The following is a 21,989-nucleotide window of genomic DNA, read 5'->3' as shown; positions in this document are numbered from 1 at the left end:
GGGGTCGGCCGGCTCCGGTGCGCTGCGCCCCGGCCGCGCGCGACTGTGATCCTGGTCCGCCGGGCCCGTCACGGCTGGACAGCGGACCGCCGGTGAGCTGGGATGGGACGGTGGCTACCGACACCGCGACCGACGTCTTCGAAGAACACAGGCCCGTCCTCATCGGCGTCGCCTACCGCATGCTCGGCCGCGTGGCCGACGCGGAGGACGTCGTCCAGGACGCCTGGCTGCGCTGGTCGACCGCCGACCGGGAGCAAGTGCGCGAACCGCGCGCCTACTTGGTGCGCGTCACCACGCGCCTGGCCATCGACAGGCTCCGCCACGCGCAGTCGCGGCGCGAGTCCTACGTGGGGCCCTGGCTGCCCGAACCCTTCGTGACCGACTTCGGGCCGACCGTCCCCGACACCGCGGAGCGGGCCATGCTCGCCGACTCCGTGTCGCTCGCCGTCCTCGTCGTCCTGGAGTCCCTCTCGCCCCTGGAGCGCGCGGTGTTCGTGCTCCGCGAGGCCTTCGGGTTCCCGTACTCCGAGATCGCGGTCACTCTCGACCGCAGCGAGGCCGCCGTGCGCCAGCTCGCCGGGCGCGCCCGCAAGCACGTCGACGAGGGCAGGCCGCGCTACGACGTCGACCCCGTCGAGCGGCGCGACCTGACCGAGCGCTTCCTCGCCGCGGCGACGGAGGGCGACCTGGACGGCCTCATGGCGCTGCTCGCCCCGGACGTGCGCCTGGTCGGCGACAGCGGCGGCAAGACCAGGGCGCCGCTGCGGGTCCTGGAGACGGCCGACAAGGTGGGCCGCTTCGTGCTGGGCGCGACGAAGAAGGGCGTGCCGGACGCCGACCGGGTCGAGTTCCGCTTCGTGGAGCTCAACGGCGCCGCCTCCGTGATCTTCCTGGTGGACGGCAAGGTGGACAGCGTCTTCCAGCTGGATGTCGCCGACGGTCGTGTACAGAGCGTCTACGTCGTGCGGAATCCGGACAAGCTCGTGGCCCTCTCCGCCTAGGCCTCCGGCCTCCCGGACGAAGCCCCCGCCCGTGCAATGGGCGGGGGCTTCGTGCCGTACGCGCGCGTGGGGGACGTATCGGTTTTCGTCATGCCAGGGGGTGAGGTGTCGACCCTGCGCGAACACCGCATGAATGCTCTGTGGCACCACTTCTGTGCGGGCGGTAACGGAAGCAGGATTGGTCTTGACCAAGGATGAGCGCGGCTCTATCGTCGCTGAGATAGTGCAGGAACCTTTAATAAACAAGGCGCTGAAAAGCCGCCTGCGCACGGCGATTGCGGAGGACAGGGTGGGGACCACGCAGCTGGAATCGGTGCCGGAGCCGAAGTACTGGCACCTCAAGACCGTGCTCAGCGAAGCACTCGACTCCGAGTTCGCCGTCGGCGAGATCCTGCCGAACGAGCGCGACCTCGCGGCCCGGTTCGGCGTCGCCCGCGCGACGCTGCGCCAGGCCCTGGAGCAGCTGGAGCTCGAAGGCAGGCTCCAGCGCCGCCGCGGCGTCGGCACGACCGTCGCGCCGCCGCGCATGGGCGTGGCCGTCGGCACCGACCGGGGCAGCTGGCCCGGCGCGCCGGGGGACGACTGGCAGCCCGCCGACAGCGAGCCCGCCGTCCCGCCCGCCGATGTCGCCCGCGCCCTGGAGACCGGCCCGGACGAGCTCGTGCACACGGTCCGCCGCACTCGCGTCTCGCACGGCCAGCCCGTCGCCGCCGAGCTGCTGTACGTGCCGTCGTCGTCGGTGCCCGACCTCACCGCCATCGACGCCCCCGCGGGACCGGCACGCGCGCGTGCCGTGCTGCGGGAGCTCGACCGGCTGGCCCTCGAAGGCCAGGACCGCGCCGTCGAACTCGGCTCGGCCCGCGCCGACGACGCCCGCGCCCTGGACCGGCTGCCCGGCGCCCCGGTCCTGGTCGTCACCACCCGCTTCCTCGCGGGCGGCCGCACGGCGGCGCTCTCCGTGGCGACGTACCGGGCGGACACCTGCCGTCTCACCTTCGGCGACGAGGGCGCGGTGGAGATCCACCACGGCCCGGAGCGCCAGGCTTCCTGAGACCCTGAACCCCGGACGGGCGGGGCACATCAAGCCCGTCCGGCGTTCGAGGACGCGCACGCAGCGCGACGCGGCCCGCGCCTCACCGCCCCGCGGACACCGTGCCCTCCACCGCGAACAGCTCGTCCTCCACGTGGTCGAGCGCCAGGCGCAGCGCACCCGTCGCGACGGCGGCCTCGCCCAGCAGCGAGAGCGCCACCCGGGGCGGCCGCAGGCAGTAGCGGGCCAGCTCACGGCGGAGCGGGTCCAGGACGCCGTCCAGGCCCGCCGCCCAGCCGCCCACCACGACCAGCTCCGGGTCGAGGGCGAGGACGAGCGCCGCCACGTCGTGCACCAGGCGCCGGATGAACCGCTCCACCGCCGCCAGGGCCCGCTCGTCGCCCTCGCGGGCGTGCGCGAAGACCTCCGCCACCGCCTGCTCGTCCAGCGGGTGCAGCGGCTCGTCCGTGGTCGAGAGCAGCGTCTCCGGCTTCACCTCGCGGCCAAGCAGGTGCAGCGCGCCGATCTCGCCCGCCGCGCCGCCGTAGCCGCGGTGCAGCCGCCCGCCGATCAGCGAGCCCGCCCCCGGGCTCAGCCCGGCGAGCACGAACACCACGTCGTCCGATTTCGTCGCCGCGCCCTTCCAGTGCTCCGCCACCGCCGCCGCGTTCGCGTCGTTCTCGACCAGGACCGGGCACTTGAAGGAGCGGCGCAGCCGCTCGCCCAGGGGCAGGCCCGTCCAGCCGGGCAGCGCCGTGCTGAGGCGCACCGAGCCGTCCGCCTCCACGATGCCGGGGCTGCCCACGCCAACGGCGCGCAGCGAGCCCCGGGCCACCCCGGCGCGGCGCAGCAGATCGGCGACGGCGCCGCGCAGCCGCTCCAGGCGCTCGTCCGCCGACGCCGTCTCGGAGACGTCCTTGGCCGCCGTGCCGAGGATCTTGCCGTGCAGGTCCGACAGGACGGCGGCCACCCGGTGCGGGCCGATCTCCAGACCGAGGAGATGCCCCGCCTCCGCACGGAAGCGGAACTTCCGCGCCGGTCGTCCCTGGCGCCGCGCGGCGCCGTCGTCCACGTCGGTCTCCACCACGAGACCGGCCTCGATGAGCCCCTCGACCACGCCTTCGACGGTGGGCCGTGACAGGCCCGTCGCCCGGGTGATCTCCGTGAGTGTCGCGAAATCCGCGGCGCGCAGCGCGTGCAGCACCACCGAAGAGTTGATCCGCCGTAGCAGAGATGGATCTCCGCCGGTCAGCCGCCCCAACGCCCTACCTTCCATCCCGTGCGCATGATGGGCGGATGGTACTCGGAAGGCGTCGGCCGGTGCGAGTGCCGATCGCGCCGACCGCTTTCGGACCGCCTCATCCCGGAGCCACGAAACCGGACTCGTACGCCACGATCACCGCCTGCGTCCGGTCCCGCGCGCCGAGTTTCGCGAGCACCGCGCTCACATGCGACTTGACCGTCTCGGTGCCGACCACGAGCCGCTCGGCGATCTCCGCGTTCGACAGGCCGCGCGCCATCAGGCGCAGCACCTCCTCCTCGCGCCCGGTGAGCCCGGCCCGCGCGAACGCGGCCCTGGCGCCCTCCTCGCCCCGCTCCTCGCCGTGGCTGGCCGCGAGACGGCGCACCGCGGCCGGGAACAGCAGCGACTCGCCCTCGGCCACCAGGCGCACCGCGTGCACGATCTCCGCCGGCCTGGCCCGCTTGAGCAGGAAGCCGTCGGCGCCCGCCCGCAGCGCCTCGTACACGTACTCGTCGTTCTCGAAGGTCGTGATGACGACGATCTTGGGCGGGTCCTGCACGGTCCGCAGCACCGCGCGCGTGGCCTCGATGCCGTCCAGGAGGGGCATGCGCACGTCCATCGCGACGACGTCGGGGCGCAGCTGCCGCACCAGGGGGATCACGGCGGCGCCGTCGGCCGCCTCCCCGACGACCTCGATGTCGGGCTGCGCCTCGAGGACGGCGCGCAGCCCCGCGCGGACGAGGGGCTCGTCGTCGACGAGAAGCACGGTCACGGGCATCCGGCCAGCCTAGATCACGGGGCCGCGAGGGACGCCGGAGGCCTCAGCGCAGCGGCAGTTCGGCGTGCACCCGCCACTCGCCGTCGGCGGGCCCCGTGCTCGCCCGGCCGCCGAGCAGCACGGCGCGCTCGCGGATGCCCCGCAGACCGCTGCCGCCCCGCCCGGTGGGGGCCGCCTGGCGCGGCAGGGCGTTGCGCACGTCGATGGTCAGCAGGCTGTCGGCCACCGCGACGCGCACCCGTACCGGAACCGGGCCCGCGTGCCGCAGCACGTTCGTCAGGGCCTCCTGGAGCATGCGGTAGCCCTCGCGAGAGACGGGCCCGGGCAGGTCATCCACCGGGCCCGACACCGCGGCGTCGACCGTGGCGCCCACCGTGCGCGCGGACTCCAGGAGCCGGTCGGCGGCGGCGAGCGTGGGGCGGCGGTGGGCGGGCTCCGCGTCCTCCCGCAGGACCCGCAGCACCCGCTCCAGGTCCTCCAGGGCGTCGCGGCCGGTCTCCTCGATGGCCTCCAGGGCGCGGTCGGTGAAGTCCGCGTCGGCGGCGGCCCGCGCGGCGCCCGCCTGCACCACGGCGACGGTCAGGGCGTGCCCGATGGAGTCGTGCAGCTCGCGGGCGATGCGGTTGCGCTCAAGGAGCTGCTCGGTGCGCTCCTCCAGAGCCGCGAGGCGCTCGGTCGGCGACGGGCCGAGGAGGCCGCGGGCGGCGGCAGCGGCGAGCCCGCCCGCCACGACCACCAGGACGCTCAGGGAGATCAGGGGCAGCGGCAGGAGCAGCGCGTTCCAGGCGGCCGGGCCCGGCCGGGGCAGCAACAGGCCGTCGCCGTCGGGGGATTCGTCGGTCGTGCCGAGCAGCGCGAGCGCGTACCCGATGAGCTGCACCGAGGCCACGCCGAGCCCCCACCCGAGCTGGAGGCGGACCACGAGCCACACGGCGGTCCTGCCCCGGTCGCGCCACGAGGCCGAGGGCGCCACGGAGATGCCGGGGGCGTCGCCCTCGTCCCCGGCCCGCGCCTCGGGCGCGTGCGCCCCCGGGAACAGCATCAGGCGCGCCTGGAGCCCCTCCGCCCGGCGCATCGCGGGCACCAGGGCGGCCGCCGCCACCAAGGGGATGGGCAGCAGGGTGATGACCAGCCAGTCCCGGGCCGCGGCGCTCTCGACGCCGTGGACCGTGGCCGCGGCGAGCACCACGAGGCCGCCGACGAGCAGATGCAGCCAGCGGGTGTAGGTGACCGCGCGGGTAAGCGGTCGCAACAGGCGGATCATGCGGGTCATCGTGCCAGTACGCGCGCGTGGCCCGGCTCCCCCGCGCGGGGGAGGCGATCTCCTCGGCCGGGGGAGGCCCCGCACCGGCGCCGGACGCGAGGGTTGCCCCATGACCAGCATCGACGTCCACCAGCTGACCAAGGAGTACGGCACCAGGCGCGCGGTCGACGACCTGACCTTCAGCGTCCGGCCAGGCCGCGTCACCGGCTTCCTCGGCCCCAACGGCGCGGGCAAGTCCACCACGATGCGCCTCGTGCTCGGCCTCGACCGGCCCACGTCGGGCACCGCCACCGTCGGCGGCCGCCCGTTCGCGGCCTACGACGAACCGCTGCGCCAGGTCGGTGCCCTGCTCGACGCGCAGGCCGCCCACGGGTCGCGCACCGCCCGCGACCACCTGCGCGCGCTCGCCGTCAGCAACCGCATCGCCGCCCCGCGCGTGGGCGAGGTCCTCGAAGAGACCGGCCTCGCCGCCGTCGCGCACAAGCGGATCAAGACGTTCTCGCTGGGCATGCGCCAGCGCCTGGGCATCGCGGCCGCCCTGCTCGGCGACCCGGCCGTCGTCCTCCTGGACGAGCCGTCCAACGGCCTCGACCCGGAGGGGATCATCTGGATCCGCGAGCTGATGCGCCGCCTCGCCCGCGAGGGCCGCACCGTGCTCGTGTCGAGCCATCTGATGAACGAGACCGCCACGTTCGCCGACCACCTCGTCGTCCTCGGCAAGGGCCGCCTCCTGACGGACACCCCCATGCGCGAGTTCATCACCGCGCACAGCAGCCCCCGTGTGCGGGCCCGCACCAGCGACCCGGCCCGGCTGCGGGCCGCCCTCGCCCGCGCGGGGCACGAGCTGGTCGCGGGCGAGGACGGCGCGTGGACGGTCGAGGGCGCCCGCGCCGCCGAGGTCGGCGCGCTCGCCGCCCGCGAAGGCGTCCCGATCCTCGGACTCGCCGACGAGGAGGCCTCCTTGGAGCAGGCCTATCTGGCCCTCACCGCCGAGGAGACCGAATTCTCCGCGCCCCCCGCGACCGCCACGACTCACCAGGAGGCCTGACCATGTCGACCGCCGCCGTACTGCGCTCCGAGTGGATCAAGATCAAGTCGCTGCGGGCGGCGTTCGTCCCGCTCCTCGCGGTGTTCGTGGCGACCCTCGCCATCACCGTCCTGACCTTCGCCACCGTGGGCCGGGCGGAGGCCGACAACGCCGACGCCGAACCCGTCTTCGGCGCCTTCTACGCCCTCAACTTCGGCCAGATCGCGGCCATCAGCTTCGGCACGGCCGCCGTCGGCTCCGAGTACGTGACGGGCGCGCTGCGGGTCTCGCTCGCGGCCGTCCCGCGCCGGGGCCTGTTCTACGCCGCGAAGACCGCCGTCGTCGGCGCGGCGGCCCTGCTCGTGGGCCTCGTCACCTGCTTCGGCGCGTTCCTCGCGGGCCAGGCCTTCCTGGGCGAGTACGCCATCGGGCTCGGCCACCCCGGAGCGCTGCGCGCCTGCCTGGGCGGCGGCATCTACCTGGCCCTGATGGCGCTGTTCGCGGCGGGCCTCACCACGCTGCTGCGCAGCGGGGCGCTGGTGCTCAGCCTGCTGATCCCGTTCATCCTCATCGTGTCCTTCGTGGTCGGCGACGTCGCGGGCGGCGCCGCGCAGTTCCTGCCCGACAAGGCCGGACAGCAGATCCTGCACGAGGACCCCACGGGCCCGCTCGGCCCCTGGACGGGGCTCGCCGTGACGGCGGCCTGGGCGGCGGCCGCGCTGCTCGCCGGCTGGTGGGCGGTGCGCCGCAGGGACGCCTGACGCACGGCCCGCGAGCCCCCGACGGACCGTCGCCCCTTCGCTGTTGGTGATGGATTGTCAGTGGCGGCGGCTTTACTGGACCGCATGAGCAGCGCAGAGCACATCGCGACGATCGACCTGCTGCGCGCCCGGGACTTCCCCGAGGCGCCCGGCAGGTCCGCGGCCGGTCGCGCCGGGCCCGGCTTCCATATCGCGGAGTTAGCCACGTACGAGGCGGCAGGGGACGACGACGGCACGGTCCGCGACGCCATGGAGGAGCGGTACGAGGCGGAGCGCGACGCGCTCACCGTGCTGCTGACCGAGCGCTGGGGCGAGCCCCATGTCATCAGCCTCGCGAGCGCCTTCGCCCGCGCCGTGGCCGGTTCGGGCGACGTGGCGGAGCCCTGGGCCTCCCTCAGCGAGACCGTCCCGGACGTGCACCTGTGGCAGGCGGAAGGCCATTGGATAGCCCTCGGAGTGGCGCGCTGGGGTGGCTGGGAGGCGCTGCAACTCCTCGCGGTGATCACGGAGACCGACCCGCCGTAGCGCCGACCGCCCCTCGGCGCGGACTTCAGGCGCCCCGGCCTCAACTGCCCGGCTTCCCCTCCCGACTTCAACTCCCCAGCTTCAACTCCCCGTACGGGGACGGTAGGAAGAAGCGCGCCACCTCCGCGTCCCCCACCTCAGTGAGACTCGCGGGGGACCAGCGGGGCGTGCGGTCCTTGTCCACGATCTGGGCGCGGACGCCCTCGGGGAAGTCCGGCGAGGCGAGGCACGCGCACGACGTGCGGTACTCCTGGCGCAGCACGTCCTCCAGAGAGCCGCGGGCGCGGGCCCGGCGCACGGCGGCGAGCGTGACCTTCAGGGACGTCGGCGAGCGCGAGAGCAGCGTCTGCGCGGCCTCCTTCGCCGCGGGCTCGCCCCGGCTCAGCAGCCGGTCGACGATCTCCTCCACGGACCCGGCGGCGTAGCAGGAGTCGATCCACTCCCGGTGCGCGGCCAGCTCGCCCCCGGGCGCGGCCTCGGCGAACCGGGCCACCACGTCCGCCGCCTCGCCCTCAGCGAGCGCCGCCGTGAGGTCCGCGAGCCGGCCGGACGGCACGTAGTGGTCGGCGAGCCCGCACAGCAGGGCGTCCGCGGCGCCCCCGGACGCGCCCGTCAGGGCCAGGTGCGTGCCCAGCTCGCCCGGCGCCCGCGACAGCAGGTACGTGCCGCCGACGTCCGGCACGAAGCCGATGATCGTCTCGGGCATGGCGACCCGCGAGCGCTCCGTGACGACCCGCACGCTGCCGTGGGCCGAGACGCCGACGCCGCCGCCCATCACATAGCCGTCCATGAGGGCGACGTACGGCTTCGGATAGCGCGCGATGCGGGAGTTGAGCGCGTACTCGTCGTGCCAGAAGGCCGCCGACGCCGCGCCGCCGCCCGCGAGGACGTCCTCGCGCACGGCGCGGATGTCGCCGCCCGCGCACAGGCCCCGCTCCCCGGCGCCGGACACCACGACGGTGGCCACCGCGTCGTCCCGCTCCCACGCGCCGAGCGCGTCGTCGATCAGACGGACCATGGTGTGGTCCAGGGCGTTGAGCGCGCGGGGCCGGTTCAGGACGACGTGCGCCGCGCGGCCCTCGGTGCGCAGGAGGACAGGGGGTGGTGCGTCGTGGCTCACGGGGTGGTTCCGTCCTTCGGTGGTACGTCGTGCGGGGGCGCGTCCCCGGAGGCTGCGCGGGGTCCGGTGCTCTCCGCCGCGGCGCCGTCCGGCGCCCCGGTGTCCTGGAACGCCGCCAGGATCCGCTCCGCGGCCGTCGTCGCGGTCACCGTCCCCTCGCGCACGCCCCGCTCTAGCTCCGGAGCGAGGCGCCGTACGTCCGGATGCGCGTACAGACGGCCGAGGAGCTCCTCGCGCACCATCGTCCACGTCCAGTCGACCTGCTGGTCGCGGCGCTTGGCGGCGAGGCGCCCGGTGGAGTCGAGGAGCGCGCGGTGCTGCTCCAGGCGCTCCCAGAGCGTGTCGAGCCCCGAGCCCTCGCGGGCGCTGCAGCTGAGCACCGGCGGCGTCCACGCGGCGTCCCTGCCGTGCATGAGGCGCAGCGCGCCCGCCAGTTCGCGGGCCGCCGAGCGCGCGTCCCGCTCGTGCGGGCCGTCGGCCTTGTTCACCGCGATGACGTCCGCGAGCTCCAGGACGCCCTTCTTGATGCCCTGGAGCTGGTCTCCGGTACGGGCGAGCGTGAGCAGCAGGAACGAGTCGACCATATTGGCGACGGCCGTCTCCGACTGGCCCACGCCGACGGTCTCCACGAGCACCACGTCGTAGCCCGCGGCCTCCATCACCACGATGGACTCCCGGGTCGCCTTCGCCACGCCGCCGAGCGTCCCCGCCGTGGGGGAGGGGCGCACGAACGCCATCGGGTCCACCGCCAGGCGCTCCATGCGCGTCTTGTCGCCCAGGATGGAACCGCCCGTGCGCGTCGACGACGGGTCGACCGCGAGCACCGCGACCCGGTGGCCGAGGGCGGTGAGCATCGTGCCGAGCGCGTCGATGAACGTCGACTTGCCGACGCCCGGCACCCCGCTGATGCCGACGCGCCGCGCACGGCCCGCGTGCGGAAGCAGCTGCGTCAGCAACCGCTGGGCGAGGACGCGGTGTTCGGACTTGGTGGACTCCACGAGCGTGATCGCGCGCGCGATGTGCGCGCGCTTGCCGTCGAGCACGCCCTTGACATAACTGTCGAGATCGATCGTCGGTGCCATGGGGTCAGCGGCTCACAGCCCGTTCCCGGGACCGTCGGCGGCCTGTTCGTCCTCGGGTCCTTCGGCGGGCAGTTCGTGGCCGAGGCTCGTGGCGAGCCGTCGCACCAGGTCGTACGCCGCGTCCGGAATCACCGTGCCGGGCGGGAACACGGCCGCGGCGCCCATCTCCAGGAGCGTCGGCACGTCCTGCGGAGGGATGACGCCACCCACGACGATCATGATGTCCTCGCGGCCCTCGGCGGCCAGCTCCTCGCGCAGCGCCGGCACGAGCGTCAGATGCCCGGCCGCCAGCGAGGAGACGCCCACGATGTGCACGTCCGCCTCGACGGCCTGCCGCGCCACCTCGCCGGGCGTCTGGAACAGCGGGCCGACGTCGACGTCGAAGCCCAGGTCGGCGAAGGCCGTGGCGATGACTTTCTGGCCGCGGTCATGGCCGTCCTGGCCCATCTTGGCGACCAGGATGCGCGGACGGCGTCCCTCGGCCTCCTCGAAGGACTTCACCAGCGCGCGGGTGCGCGCCACGGACGGCGACGGGCCTGCTTCGGTGCGGTACACACCGGAGATCGTACGGATCTGGCCCGCGTGCCGTCCGTACGCCTTCTCCAGGGCGTCCGAGATCTCGCCGACCGTCGCCTTCGCGCGGGCCGCGTCCACGGCGAGCGCCAGGAGGTTCCCCTCCATGCCGGTGCCGGAGCCGCGCTCGGCCGCGGCCGTCAGCTTGGCGAGGGCGTCCTGGCAGACCGCGTCGTCGCGCTCGGCGCGCAGCCGCCGCAGCTTCTCGATCTGCTGCGTGCGCACCGAGGAGTTGTCGACCTTCAGGACCTCGATCTGCTCGTCGCTCTCCACGCGGTACTTGTTGACGCCGATCACCGGCTGGCGGCCGGAGTCGATCCGGGCCTGCGTGCGCGCCGCGGCCTCCTCGACGCGCAGTTTCGGGATGCCCGCGTCGATGGCCTGCGCCATGCCGCCCGCGGCCTCGACCTCCTGGATGTGCTGCCAGGCGCGCCGGGCCAGGTCGTAGGTGAGCCGCTCCACGTACGCGCTGCCGCCCCACGGGTCGATGACGCGGCAGGTCCCGGACTCCTGCTGGATGAGCAGCTGGGTGTTGCGCGCGATGCGGGCGGAGAAGTCCGTGGGCAGCGCCAGCGCCTCGTCGAGGGCGTTGGTGTGCAGCGACTGGGTGTGGCCCTGGGTGGCGGCCATGGCCTCCACGCACGTGCGCGTCACGTTGTTGAACACGTCCTGCGCGGTCAGCGACCAGCCGGAGGTCTGCGAATGGGTCCGCAGCGAGAGCGACTTGGGGTTCTGCGGGTCGAACTGCCTGACCAGCTTGGCCCAGAGCAGGCGCGCCGCCCGCAACTTGGCGACCTCCATGAAGAAGTTCATGCCGATCGCCCAGAAGAACGAGAGCCGCGGCGCGAACGCGTCCACGTCGAGGCCCGCGTCCCGCCCCGCCCGCAGGTACTCCACGCCGTCCGCGAGGGTGTACGCCAGCTCCAGGTCGGCCGTCGCCCCGGCCTCCTGGATGTGGTAGCCGGAGATCGAGATGGAGTTGTAGCGCGGCATCTTCTGCGAGGTGTACGCGAAGATGTCGGAGATGATCCGCATGGAGGGCTTGGGCGGATAGATGTAGGTGTTGCGGACCATGAACTCTTTGAGGATGTCGTTCTGGATGGTCCCCGCCAGCTTCTCCGGCGGCACGCCCTGCTCCTCGGCGGCGACGATGTACAGCGCGAGCACCGGGAGCACCGCGCCGTTCATCGTCATCGACACCGTCATCCGGTCCAGCGGGATGCCGTCGAACAGCTGGCGCATGTCGTAGATCGAGTCGATGGCCACGCCCGCCATGCCGACGTCACCGGTCACCCGCGGGTGGTCGCTGTCGTAGCCGCGGTGGGTGGGCAGGTCGAAGGCGACCGAGAGGCCCTTCTGCCCGGCGGCCAGGTTGCGCCGGTAGAACGCGTTGGACTCCTCGGCGGTGGAGAAGCCCGCGTACTGGCGGATCGTCCACGGCTGGTTCACGTACATCGTCGGATACGGGCCGCGCAGATACGGCGCCACGCCCGGGTACGTGCCCAGGAAGTCCAGGCCCTCCACGTCGGCGCCGGTGTACAGGGGCTTGACCGCGATGCCCTCCGGCGTCTCCCAGAGCAGGTCGTCCGCGTCCTTGCCGGTGACCGCCTCGACGGCGGCGCGCCACTGCTCGGCGGAGCCCCGCGGCGGCGCGTCCGCCCCCAGGGCGATGCCGGAGAAGTCGGGGATCGTCATGGCGCCACTCCCATGAGGTCGAGGGTGGAGGACAGCACGGCCACGGCGTCGCAGCCGGCGAAGACGTACGCGTCGACGTCGCCGTACTCGCCGGGCCGCCCCGCGAGGAACACGCGCTCGGCGCCCGCAGCCTTCAGGGCGGCCGCGACGGCCGCCGCCTCCTCGGCGTACAGCGCGTCGCTGGAGCACAGGCACGCGATCGTCGCCCCGCTCGCCCGGAACGCGTCGGCGGCGCTCGAAGCGGTCACCGACACCGGGTCGTGGACGGGCTCGACACCGCCCGCCTGGAAGAGGTTCGCGGCGAACGTGGCGCGCGCCGTGTGCGCGGCGGCCGGGCCGAGCGCGGCCAGGAACACCTTCGGCCGGGCGCCGGTCGCGGTCAGGTGCGCGTCCGAGCGGGACCGCAGCGCCTCGTACGCCTCGTCGCGGCGCACCCGCGGCAGTCCGCCCGTCGGCCCCGCGGGGGCGGGCTCGCGCGCGACCGGCTTCTCGCCGAGGTGCGGGAACTCGCTGACGCCGGTGATCGGCTCGCGCCGCTTGGCGAGCTTGCGGCTGCGCTCGGCCCAGGTCGCCGCGAGGCGCTCGCCGAGCAGGCCCGAACGCAGCGCCGCCGCCTGGCCGCCCGCGCGCTCGATGTCCTGGAAGAACGCCCAGGCCGCGTCCGCCAGTTCGGCGGTCAGACGCTCCACGTACCAGGAGCCGCCCGCCGGGTCGATGACGCGCGACAGGTGCGACTCCTCCAGGAGGATCGTCGAGGTGTTGCGGGCGATCCGGCGCGCGAACGCGTCCGGCCGGCCGAGGGCGTGGTCGAACGGGAGGACCGTGACCGCGTCGGCGCCGCCCACCCCGGCGGCCAGGCTGGCCACCGTCGTCCGCAGCATGTTCACCCACGGGTCGCGGCGGGCCATCATCACCGGGGACGTGACCGCGTGCTGCCGCTGCGCGCCCGCCTCCGCGTCGCCGCACGCCTCGGCCACCCGGGCCCAAAGACGCCGCGCGGCCCGCAGCTTGGCGATGCTCAGGAACTGGTCGGCGGTGGCCGCGTAGCGGAACTCCAGCTGGGCGCAGGCCTCGTGGAGCGACAGGCCCGCGTCCGTCAGGAGCCGCAGATACGCCACGCCGGTCGCGAGCGAGGCGCCGAGCTCCTGCGCGGCCGAGCCGCCCGCCTCGTGGTAGGGCAGCGCGTCCACGACCAGGGTCCGCAGGCCGCCGTACTCACGGCCGACGCGGCGCGCGAGCGCCACGGCCGCGGCCGCGTCCAACTCCTCGCCCGTATGCGCCTCGTGGCCGAGCGGGTCGGCGCCGAGGGTGCCGCGCACCGCGCTCTTGGCGACGCCCGCCGCGTCCACGAGCCCGAGGAAGGCGTGTGCCGCCTCCTCGTACGCCGCACCGGCGTCGAGGGCGACAGGGGCCAGGTCCAGATACACCCCGTCGAGCGCCCGCTCCAGGCCGGACACGGGCAGCGCGTCCGGGCCGAGGGCCAGCCACAGCGAGGTGACGCCGTTCTCCAGGTCGGCGAGGACGGCTTCGTTCGTGCGCGCGGGGTCGCTCGTCGCGTGCCGCTGGCGTACGTCCCACCCGGTCGCGGCGCCGCCCGCGGCGGAGCCGCCCCGCACGAAGGGGGCGAAGCCCGGGTGGCCCACGTCGGCCACGGCGTCACGGGCGGTGTACAGCGGGCGGGTGCTGAGCCCGTCCTCTAGTGCGGTGGACAGCGCTTCCTCAGCCGCCGCCCCCGATACGTCCTTGCCCGACTTGCGCAGTACGCCTTCCACCAGGCGCTGCCACTGCTCATGGGTCGCATCAGGGAAATCGGCGGCCAGCGAAAGCCCGTCGTCAGGCAGGACCGTCATGCGTCGATGCTAGGGCGGAATCGGCACCTGGTGCCGAGGCGCGGCTGTGACCTTGGACTCTTCGGCCGCTCTTGAAGTCGGGCGGTCGTAACGCTATTGCCGCACGTCACAGAAGGGGCATCAGGGGTGATGTGGGGTCCGGGAGGGGTTTGCCCAATGCCGCCGATTGAGGTAGAGGGGTGCCGGTGGCGAACCGCGTGTACTCGCGTTCGAGCCGGAAGCCCGTCGTCCAGGCGAGGAGGCGGCTGGGGCGGTTGTCGCGCGCGCAGGACCAGCTCGCGGTGCGGCCGCGCGCCGCGATGTCCGCGGTGAGCGCGGTCACGCAGGCGTGCGCGAGCCCCTTGCGGCGGTGCGCGGGCGCGGTGGCGACGGCCACGTCCTCGTACGCGGCCCCCGCGAAGTAGGAGCAGGCGACGGACAGGACCCGGCCGCCGCGGTCGAAGGCGGCGACGGCCCGCCCGGAGGCGGCGAGCCCCCGGGCCCCGCCCCAACTGTCGTGGAGCCAGTCGGAGCCGGGCCACCGTACGGCGAGCGCGGCCGCGTCGCCCGCCGTCACCGTGCGGATCCGCACCCCGCGCGGCGGGCGCTGGACGGCGACGGGCTCCCGGTGGACGTAGAGCATGCGCTCGACGGGCACCAGGCGGTCGAAGGCGGCGCCGAGCCGGGGCAGGAAGCGCGGGGGAGCCTCGACGTGGCCGGCCGCGAACGGCGCGAGCTCCGCCGGGGTCACCGCGCCCGGGTCGCCGCGCAGCAGGACGTGCCCGGCGCAGGCCACCGCCAGCGCGCGCGGCGCCTCGGCGCGGTCCGCCCACCACTGTCCGACGCCGTGCGCCAGGGCATGCTCGGGCAGGGCGGCGGTACCGGGCGCCCCGATGGCGAACCAGTCCGAGAGAGCGGGAAGTTGACGCGGCGCGAGCGGGATCACGGAAGCCGTCCTCCAGGGGTGTCAACAAGCGATCGAGACGATAGAGGGCGCACGCGGCGGGACACGCCCGGCCTGACCGCGCACACGGGGGCGGCCGGGCCGGGCGCGGAATCCGGCGGTCCCTTCAAGAGGCGTGGCCGACCAGCAGGTCGGCGAGCTTGGTGAGGCGCTTGACGGTGCGGTCCTCCCGGGCGGCCGCGGCCGGTTCGACCCGCTCGGCACGGTCGTAGTACGCGCCGTTGACGATCTCGACGGCCGGGTCGCACAGGCGCACCACGTGGGCCGCGCCCTCGGCGGCGGCCGCGCCCTCGTGCGCGTACAGCGGCAGGAGCACGGTGTCGCACACGCCCGGGTGCACGGACACCGCGGTCACCCGCGGATCGGCGGCGAAGACGGTGAGCGCGAGCTGCGACTGGGCGTAGGCGGCCAGGCGCGAGTAGCGGCGGGCGCGGTTCGGGTCGCTCCACTGGATCGACGCCGTGCGGTGCAGCGACGAGGACACGTTGACGACGCGGCCGCCCCGCTCGCTGGTCAGGGCGGGCTCCAGGAGGCTGGTCAGGAGGTAGTGCGCGAGGAAGTTCACCTGGAAGGCGATCTCGTTGCCGTCGGCGGTGACGGTGTGCCGCTCGGGGGCCGCGATGCCCGCGTTGTTGACGAGGACGTCCAGGTGGGGGTGGTCGGTGACGACGTGCCGCGCGAGCCGCTCGACCTCCTCCAGGCGGGTGAAGTCGGCGGCGACGGGGTGCGGGCGCACGGCGTCGGCGGGAGTCGCGGCGATGAGCGCGTCGACGGCGGCCCGGGCCTCGTCGACGGTGCGGCCGTGCAGCAGCACGGTGACGCCGCGCTCGGCCAGGAGACGGGCGGTCTCGAAGCCGATTCCGGAGGTGGCGCCGGTCACGAGTGCGGTGCGGCCGGACAGGGAGGCAGAGGACATGGCTGTGTTTCCTGGGTCGGGGCATGCCGGGGCGGCCCCTGGAAGGGGGCGGGGGCATGCGGGGTGAAGGGGGTGCGGCTGATGCGGTGCCGGTTCAGCGCCCCGTCACGAGAACGGGCGCGCGACCGGCACCGCCGTATGGGGCGGCCGGTCGTCATGGCGCGCGAAGCTGTTCACGACACTCATCCAACTGGCCCCTGAGCTGGGCTTCAAGCCGTCCGTACGGTCCTTGACGGGGCCCTGATACGAGCGGTGGGGCGGGGGCCGCGGGGTCAGCCGAGACCCGGGACCGTGGAGATCGCCAAGTCGATCAGCTTGATGCCGAGGAACGGCAGGACGAGCCCGCCGAGCCCGTACAGCGCGAGGTTGCGGCGCAGCAGGTCGTGCGCCGACGCGGGCGTGTAGCGGACGCCGCGCAGCGCCAGCGGGATGAGCGCCACGATGATCAGCGCGTTGAAGATGATCGCGGAGGTGATCGCCGACTTCGGACTGTGCAGCCCCATGACGTTGAGCGCCTCCAGACCCGGATAGGCACCCGCGAACATGGCCGGGATGATCGCGAAGTACTTCGCCACGTCGTTGGTGATCGAGAAGGTCGTCAGGGCGCCGCGCGTGATCAGGAGCTGCTTGCCGATCTCGACGATGTCGATGAGCTTGGTGGGGTTGGAGTCCAGGTCCACCATGTTCCCGGCCTCCTTGGCGGCCGAGGTGCCGGTGTTCATGGCCACGCCGACGTCGGCCTGCGCGAGCGCGGGCGCGTCGTTCGTGCCGTCGCCGGTCATGGCGACGAGCTTGCCGCCCTCCTGTTCCTTCCTGATCAGGGCGAGCTTGTCCTCGGGGGTGGCCTCCGCGAGGAAGTCGTCCACGCCCGCCTCCCGGGCGATGGCGCGCGCCGTGAGCGCGTTGTCGCCGGTGATCATCACGGTCTTGATGCCCATGCGGCGCAGCTCGGCGAACCGCTCGCGGATGCCGTCCTTCACGACGTCCTTGAGGCGGACGACGCCGAGGACGCGCGGCCCGTCCCAGTCGTGCACCGCGACGAGCAGCGGCGTGCCGCCCGACGTCGCCACCGAGTCGGCGAACGCCCTCGCCTCGGGCGGCACCCGGCCGCCGCGCAGCTCCACCCAGCTGATCACCTGGGCGGCCGCGCCCTTGCGGATCGCGCAGGCCGCGCCGTTGTCCCAGCGCAGATCGATGCCGCTCATCCGGGTCTGCGCCGTGAACTCCACGAACGTGGCGTTCGCCAGCTCGCCCCTGGCCGGGGCGCGCAGGCCGTATCGCTCCTTGGCGTGCACCACGACGGACCGCCCCTCGGGCGTCTCGTCCGCGAGGGACGACAGCTGCGCGGCGTCCGCGAGGTGCGTCTCGTCGACGCCGGGCAGCGGGAGGAACGCGTCCGCCTCGCGGTTGCCGAGCGTGATCGTGCCGGTCTTGTCCAGGAGCAGGGTGTTCACGTCGCCCGCCGCCTCCACCGCGCGGCCCGACATCGCGAGCACGTTGCGCTGCACGAGCCGGTCCATGCCCGCGATGCCGATCGCCGAGAGGAGCGCGCCGATCGTCGTCGGGATCAGCGTCACCAGGAGCGCGACGAGCACGGTCGTGGGCTGCGCCGCGTCCGCGTACGAGGCCATCGGCTGGAGCGCGACGACGACCAGGACGAAGACGACGGTGAGCGCCGCGAGGAGGATGTTCAGGGCGATCTCGTTGGGCGTCTTCTGTCGGGACGCGCCCTCGACGAGCGAGATCATGCGGTCCAGGAAGGAGTGCCCGGCGCGCGAGGTCACGCGTACGACGATCCGGTCGGACAGCACCGTCGTACCGCCCGTCACACCGCTGCGGTCGCCGCCGGACTCGCGGATGACCGGCGCCGACTCCCCGGTGACGGCGGACTCGTCGACCGCCGCGACCCCCTCCACGACGTCGCCGTCGGCCGGGATCAGCTCGCCCGCCTCGACCACGACGAAGTCGAAGGGCCGCAGCTCGGTCGCGGCGACGGCCTCCGTCTCCGCGCCCGTGATGTCCATGCCCATACGCCAGTTGTGGCGCAGCCGGCGGGCGACCGTGTCCGTACGCGCCTTGCGCAGGGCCAGCGCCTGCGCCTTGCCGCGGCCCTCGGCGACGGCCTCCGCGAGGTTCGCGAAGATCACCGTGAGCCAGAGCCAGCCGCTGATGACCCAGGAGAACACCGACGGGTGGAGCACGGCGGAGCCCGTGGTGATGACCGCGCCGCACCCCACGACGAACAGGACGGGGTTCTTCACCAGCGCGCGCGGCCGCAGCTTGTGCACGGCGTCGGGGAACGAGGTGAGCAGCTGCGACGTGAACAACTGCACAGGGTCGACGAGTCCGCCGGTACCGGCCCGGTGCCGGCGGCCGGGGCGGAGCCGTGGACCGGGCCCGGACCGGCCCCCGGGGCCCTCGGGGTCCTCGGGCTTCTCGGGCTTCTCGGGCGGGGAGGGAGCTTGCTGCGAGGCGGCGGGAAGCATCGGTGAGGGTGACTTTCTGCAGGGGGAGCGGCCGCGGAGCGCGGCCGCGCGCAGAGGAAGGTAGCCGTGCGGCCCTCCCTGGTTCACCTTCGCGACCGGGAATTGATGACGCTCTGACAGCGCCCCTGACCACCCGTCAAGACCGCGTCAAGAGGCCCTGATGGCGCATCAGGAGAGCGTCAACAAGAACGGGAACGTCCGGAACCGGCCCAAGACTGATCACCACGGGGGGACGGACGAACGGAACCCGGTGCGGGGTCGAAGGCGTGTGACGACGACCACCGCCTACAGCGCGCAGGTCCAGTACGGGGGTAGGGACCGTGTGCGCCCCGCACCGGGGCACCCGTCGTCCGTCCAGGCGGACGTCCCGGGTCCCGGCCACGAGGGGGGTCGGGACCCGGGACGTTTTTCTTGGAACCACGCCGTCGCGCGCGCCCCGGCGTGTTCTCGTACGGCCTTGGCCCCCACGTATGAGAGGCGTCAACGCAGTTGACCCCGCCGTATGAGAGGCATCAAGAGACGCGGCGAACGCGCTGGTGGGCGCTTTGCTTCACGGGACCGCACTAATTCTGTGGGCCCGTTCCGCTTCGGCCGCGTACGGTCGCGGGCAGGGTCCGCCCCCACTGTCAGGAGGCGGCACACCGATGACCCGGGTGCTGGTGGTCGAGGACGACCCACAGCTCGTACGGGCTCTGGAGATCAACCTCAAGGCGCGTAAGTACGAGGTGGACGCGGCGGTCGACGGGGGCATGGCCCAGCGTCTGGCGTCGGCACGTCCGCCGGACGTGGTCCTCCTTGATCTCGGACTGCCCGACATGGACGGCATCGATCTGATCGGCTGGCTGCGCGGGTTCAGCCGCGCCCCGATCCTCGTCGTGTCCGCCCGCCAGGCCTCCGACGAGAAGGTCGCGGCGCTCGACGCGGGCGCCGACGACTACATCCCCAAACCGTTCAGCATGGACGAACTCCTCGCCCGGCTGCGGGCCGCGGCCCGCAGGACCCGGCCCGCGGACCACGACGCGGCACCGGCGCTCGTCGAGACCCCGGGCTTCACCCTCGATCTGCTGGCCAAGAAGGCCTTGCGCGACGGCCGCGTCGTGCGCCTCACGCCGACCGAGTGGCACTTCCTGGAGGTCCTGATCCGCCACCGCGGCCGTCTGGTCAGCCAGCAGCAGCTGCTCGGCGAGGTGTGGGGGCCCTCGCACAGCACGCGCACCAACTATCTGCGCGTGTACATGGCCCAACTGCGCCGCAAGCTGGAGCCCGACCCGTCCCATCCACGGCATCTGATCACCGCGCCGGGGATGGGGTACCGGTTCGAGGAGTGAGGGCTGCGCCTTGAGCGCCGGGCCTCGGGCGGGCTGCGGCGGGCGGGGCTGCGCCTCGGGCCGGGCGTGGCTGTGCGTCGGTCGGGCGCGGGTGCGCCTCGGCCGGGCGAGGGGTGCAGCGGACCTCGGCGGCTCGCCCGCGGCCGCGCCCCGTTCACTCGTTCCGGGCCCGTCGGCCGGGGGCGCGTCAGCAGAGTGTCAGCGTGCACCCCTTCGCCGTCAACGGGACGTCATGGAGGGTCGGTTGACACCCCGTGCCGGGCATAACGTCACCATGTGCCCGGTGCTCGTCACCGGACGAACGGCGCCCGCGCGACCGAGCCCGCGGCGCCCGCCCGACCCACGAGAGCCTCGCCCGAGGCTGCTCAAGGAGGAACCATGACCCAGCCCCTGGTGTGCGGCGAAGACCCCGAGCCTGCTGAACGGGGCCCGGCCGGACCGCTGTTCGTACCCGTCCGGCCGGGACCCGCGGGCTTCGTCGCCCGCCTGTTCCGCACACCCGTCGGCGGCCGCACCGCCGTCGCCTTCACCTCCGAGGAGCGGCTGACCGCCACGCTCGGCGCCCGCCAGCCCCGCATCCGCCTCTCCGAACCGGCGCTGCGCGCCCTCACCGAACCCCTGGGCGTCACCCGGGTCACCGTCGACCCGCGGCTCACCTCCGACGCACCGGTCACCTCCACAGCCCGGGCCTCCTCCGCGCCGCAGGTCACCTCCGCACCGCGGGTCACTTCCGCATCGCGGGTCACTTCCGCACCTCCGGCCGTTTCCGTACCGCCGGTCGCCGTGCCGTCCGTCGGCGCCCCTTCGTCCCGCCGCCCCGCGCGCCGGCGGGAGTGGGATCCGCAGACCGTGGGTGCGCTGCGGGTCACCGGGGCCGCCGCCCTGGTCGGCGCGCTGACCGCCTGGATCGGCTGAGACGGCCAGGTGACGACGTGAAGACGAGGCGAAACGAGGAGCTTGCCATGACCCTTGCCGACCTGCCCGCGGCCCGAGACCACGCCGCGGCCCCCGCATCCGCCGCGCCCCTGGACGCCGCGGCCGACCCCGCCGACGACCTGACGGTCTGGCCGCACTCCACGACGCGGCTCCCGCACGGCGACCTGTCCGTCGGCGGCGTGGCACTCACCGAGATAGCGGACCGCTTCGGCACCCCCGCCTACCTCCTGGACGAAGCCGACGTACGCGACCGCTGCCGCACCTATTTGCACGCCTTCCCCAACGCCGACGTGCTGTACGCGGCCAAGGCCTTCCTGTGCCGTGCCATGGCGCACTGGGTCGCGGAGGAGGGGCTCGGCCTCGACGTGTGCTCCGCGGGCGAGCTCGAACTCGCCGTCACCACCGGCTTCCCCGCCGACCGCATCGTCCTGCACGGCAACGCCAAGAGCCCGCAGGACCTGCACGCCGCCCTGCGGCTCGGCGTCGGGCGCATCGTCATCGACAGCGCGTCGGAGATCGCCCGGCTCGCCTCGGCCGTGCCCCACGGCAGCCGCCAGAAGGTCCTCGTACGCGTCGTCCCGGGCATCGCCGCGGGTGGCCACAGCAAGATCCGCACCGGCACCGAGGACCAGAAGTTCGGCCTGTCCATCACCGACGGCTCCGCCCAGCACGCCATCGCCCGCATCCTGGACCAGCCCGGGCTCGAACTGGTCGGGCTGCACTGCCACTTGGGCTCGCAGATCACCACGGACAAGCCGTACCTGTGCGCCGTGCGCCGGCTCGTCGGCCTGATGGCGCGCATCAAGGAGCACCACGGCATCACCCTGCCCGAACTGGACCTCGGCGGCGGCCACGGCATCGCCTACCGCCCCGGCGAGGACGCGCTCGACATCACCACGCTGGCCCGCAAGGTGCGCACCGAACTCGCCGAGAGCTGCGCGGCGGCCGGCCTCCCCGTGCCCCGTCTGGTCGTCGAGCCCGGCCGCGCCATCGCGGGACCCGCCGGTGTCGCCCTCTACCGCGTCCTGTCCGTGAAGCGCACCAGCGAGCGGACCTTCGTCGCCGTCGACGGTGGCATGAGCGACAACCCGCGCCCCGCGCTGTACGGAGTGCGCTATCTGCCGCGCCTCATCGGACGCCGCTCCACCGCCGCGCCCGCCACCGTCACCGTCGTCGGCCGGCACTGCGAAGCCGGGGACGTCCTCGCCACCGACATCCAACTGCCCGGCGACACCCACCCTGGCGATCTGCTCGCCGTGCCCGTCGCGGGCGCCTACCACCTGTCGATGGCCTCCGGCTACAACCTCGTCGGCCGCCCGCCGGTCGTCGCCGTCGAAGGCGGCCACGCCCGGCTCCTGGTGCGCCGCGAGTCCCTTGAGGACATCCGCAGCCGGGACGTCGGCCTCTAGCCGCCGCGAAGGCGGGGCCGCC

At 73.9% G+C, this 21,989-nt stretch carries 18 protein-coding genes; 8 read left to right on the top strand and 10 right to left on the bottom strand.

The genetic code is table 11. The features are described from left to right. Positions 1-110 precede the first annotated feature (110 nt). Together CP982_RS06760 and CP982_RS06755 are read left to right on the top strand one after the other, a co-directional pair. A complete protein-coding gene (locus CP982_RS06760; RefSeq protein ID WP_150509654.1) occupies positions 111-1,001 on the top strand; it encodes an RNA polymerase sigma-70 factor in 891 nt (296 codons plus the stop codon). Positions 1,002-1,290: 289 nt separating this feature from the next. Next, complete coding sequence (locus CP982_RS06755; protein WP_150515358.1) at positions 1,291-2,052, top strand: GntR family transcriptional regulator; 762 nt, start codon at positions 1,291-1,293, stop codon at positions 2,050-2,052. An 82-nt stretch (positions 2,053-2,134) separates the two neighbouring features. Here the strand turns inward: CP982_RS06755 and CP982_RS06750 are convergent, their stop codons facing one another. The 3 genes from CP982_RS06750 to CP982_RS06740 form a co-directional block, all read right to left on the bottom strand. After that, a complete protein-coding gene (locus CP982_RS06750; RefSeq protein ID WP_150509653.1) occupies positions 2,135-3,292 on the bottom strand; it encodes an ROK family transcriptional regulator in 1,158 nt (385 codons plus the stop codon). 97 nt (positions 3,293-3,389) lie between these two features. Then, positions 3,390-4,052: a response regulator transcription factor gene (locus CP982_RS06745; protein WP_030676763.1), complete on the bottom strand. Its 663-nt coding sequence runs from the start codon at positions 4,050-4,052 to the stop codon at positions 3,390-3,392. 43 nt (positions 4,053-4,095) lie between these two features. Then, a complete protein-coding gene (locus tag CP982_RS06740; RefSeq protein WP_150509652.1) occupies positions 4,096-5,316 on the bottom strand; it encodes a sensor histidine kinase in 1,221 nt (406 codons plus the stop codon). A gap of 109 nt (positions 5,317-5,425) precedes the next feature. Between CP982_RS06740 and CP982_RS06735 the strand changes: the two genes are divergently transcribed. The 3 genes from CP982_RS06735 to CP982_RS06725 all read left to right on the top strand — a co-directional run bounded on the left by CP982_RS06735 (position 5,426) and on the right by CP982_RS06725 (position 7,629). After that, positions 5,426-6,364: an ATP-binding cassette domain-containing protein gene (locus CP982_RS06735; protein ID WP_150509651.1), complete on the top strand. Its 939-nt coding sequence runs from the start codon at positions 5,426-5,428 to the stop codon at positions 6,362-6,364. Positions 6,365-6,366: 2 nt separating this feature from the next. Next, complete coding sequence (locus CP982_RS06730) at positions 6,367-7,104, top strand: ABC transporter permease (protein WP_184924781.1); 738 nt, start codon at positions 6,367-6,369, stop codon at positions 7,102-7,104. Positions 7,105-7,188: 84 nt separating this feature from the next. Next, on the top strand, positions 7,189-7,629 hold the full coding sequence (locus tag CP982_RS06725; protein WP_150509650.1) for a hypothetical protein: 441 nt from the start codon (positions 7,189-7,191) through the stop codon (positions 7,627-7,629). A 67-nt stretch (positions 7,630-7,696) separates the two neighbouring features. Here the strand turns inward: CP982_RS06725 and CP982_RS06720 are convergent, their stop codons facing one another. The 7 genes from CP982_RS06720 to kdpB all read right to left on the bottom strand — a co-directional run bounded on the left by CP982_RS06720 (position 7,697) and on the right by kdpB (position 18,294). Beyond that, the gene (locus tag CP982_RS06720; protein ID WP_150509649.1) at positions 7,697-8,749 is read right to left on the bottom strand and encodes an enoyl-CoA hydratase/isomerase family protein; all 1,053 of its coding nucleotides are present in this window, start codon (positions 8,747-8,749) and stop codon (positions 7,697-7,699) included. Further along, positions 8,746-9,831, bottom strand: coding sequence for a methylmalonyl Co-A mutase-associated GTPase MeaB (gene meaB / locus CP982_RS06715; protein WP_170316379.1), 1,086 nt, complete (start codon positions 9,829-9,831; stop codon positions 8,746-8,748). The genes CP982_RS06720 and meaB overlap by 4 nt, the downstream gene beginning before the upstream one ends. 12 nt (positions 9,832-9,843) lie before the next feature. After that, a complete protein-coding gene (scpA, locus tag CP982_RS06710) occupies positions 9,844-12,099 on the bottom strand; it encodes a methylmalonyl-CoA mutase (protein WP_150509648.1) in 2,256 nt (751 codons plus the stop codon). Then, a complete protein-coding gene (locus tag CP982_RS06705; protein ID WP_150509647.1) occupies positions 12,096-13,949 on the bottom strand; it encodes a methylmalonyl-CoA mutase family protein in 1,854 nt (617 codons plus the stop codon). Before CP982_RS06705 ends, scpA begins: the two co-directional genes overlap by 4 nt. Positions 13,950-14,055: 106 nt before the next feature. Beyond that, the gene (locus tag CP982_RS06700) at positions 14,056-14,874 is read right to left on the bottom strand and encodes a GNAT family N-acetyltransferase (RefSeq protein ID WP_150509646.1); all 819 of its coding nucleotides are present in this window, start codon (positions 14,872-14,874) and stop codon (positions 14,056-14,058) included. A gap of 124 nt (positions 14,875-14,998) precedes the next feature. Continuing rightward, positions 14,999-15,808: an SDR family NAD(P)-dependent oxidoreductase gene (locus tag CP982_RS06695; RefSeq protein ID WP_150509645.1), complete on the bottom strand. Its 810-nt coding sequence runs from the start codon at positions 15,806-15,808 to the stop codon at positions 14,999-15,001. Between the two features lie 272 nt (positions 15,809-16,080). Continuing rightward, positions 16,081-18,294, bottom strand: coding sequence for a potassium-transporting ATPase subunit KdpB (kdpB, locus tag CP982_RS06690; RefSeq protein ID WP_150509644.1), 2,214 nt, complete (start codon positions 18,292-18,294; stop codon positions 16,081-16,083). A 644-nt stretch (positions 18,295-18,938) separates the two neighbouring features. Between kdpB and CP982_RS06685 the strand changes: the two genes are divergently transcribed. From CP982_RS06685 to lysA, 3 genes are all read left to right on the top strand, one after another. Next, positions 18,939-19,622: a response regulator gene (locus CP982_RS06685; protein ID WP_150509643.1), complete on the top strand. Its 684-nt coding sequence runs from the start codon at positions 18,939-18,941 to the stop codon at positions 19,620-19,622. 378 nt (positions 19,623-20,000) lie between these two features. Next, entirely contained in the window at positions 20,001-20,537 is a 537-nt protein-coding gene (locus tag CP982_RS06675) for an SAV_915 family protein (protein WP_150509640.1), read from the top strand. Between the two features lie 47 nt (positions 20,538-20,584). Beyond that, positions 20,585-21,967, top strand: a complete 1,383-nt coding sequence (gene lysA, locus CP982_RS06670) for a diaminopimelate decarboxylase (protein ID WP_150509639.1) — start codon at positions 20,585-20,587, stop codon at positions 21,965-21,967. Positions 21,968-21,989: the final 22 nt, after the last annotated feature.

The sequence above is a fragment of the Streptomyces spectabilis genome (assembly GCF_008704795.1).
Lineage (GTDB): Bacteria > Actinomycetota > Actinomycetes > Streptomycetales > Streptomycetaceae > Streptomyces > Streptomyces spectabilis.
Note: the sequence above shows the minus strand (reverse complement) of the source record. Positions and strands in the feature narration are given on the sequence as shown.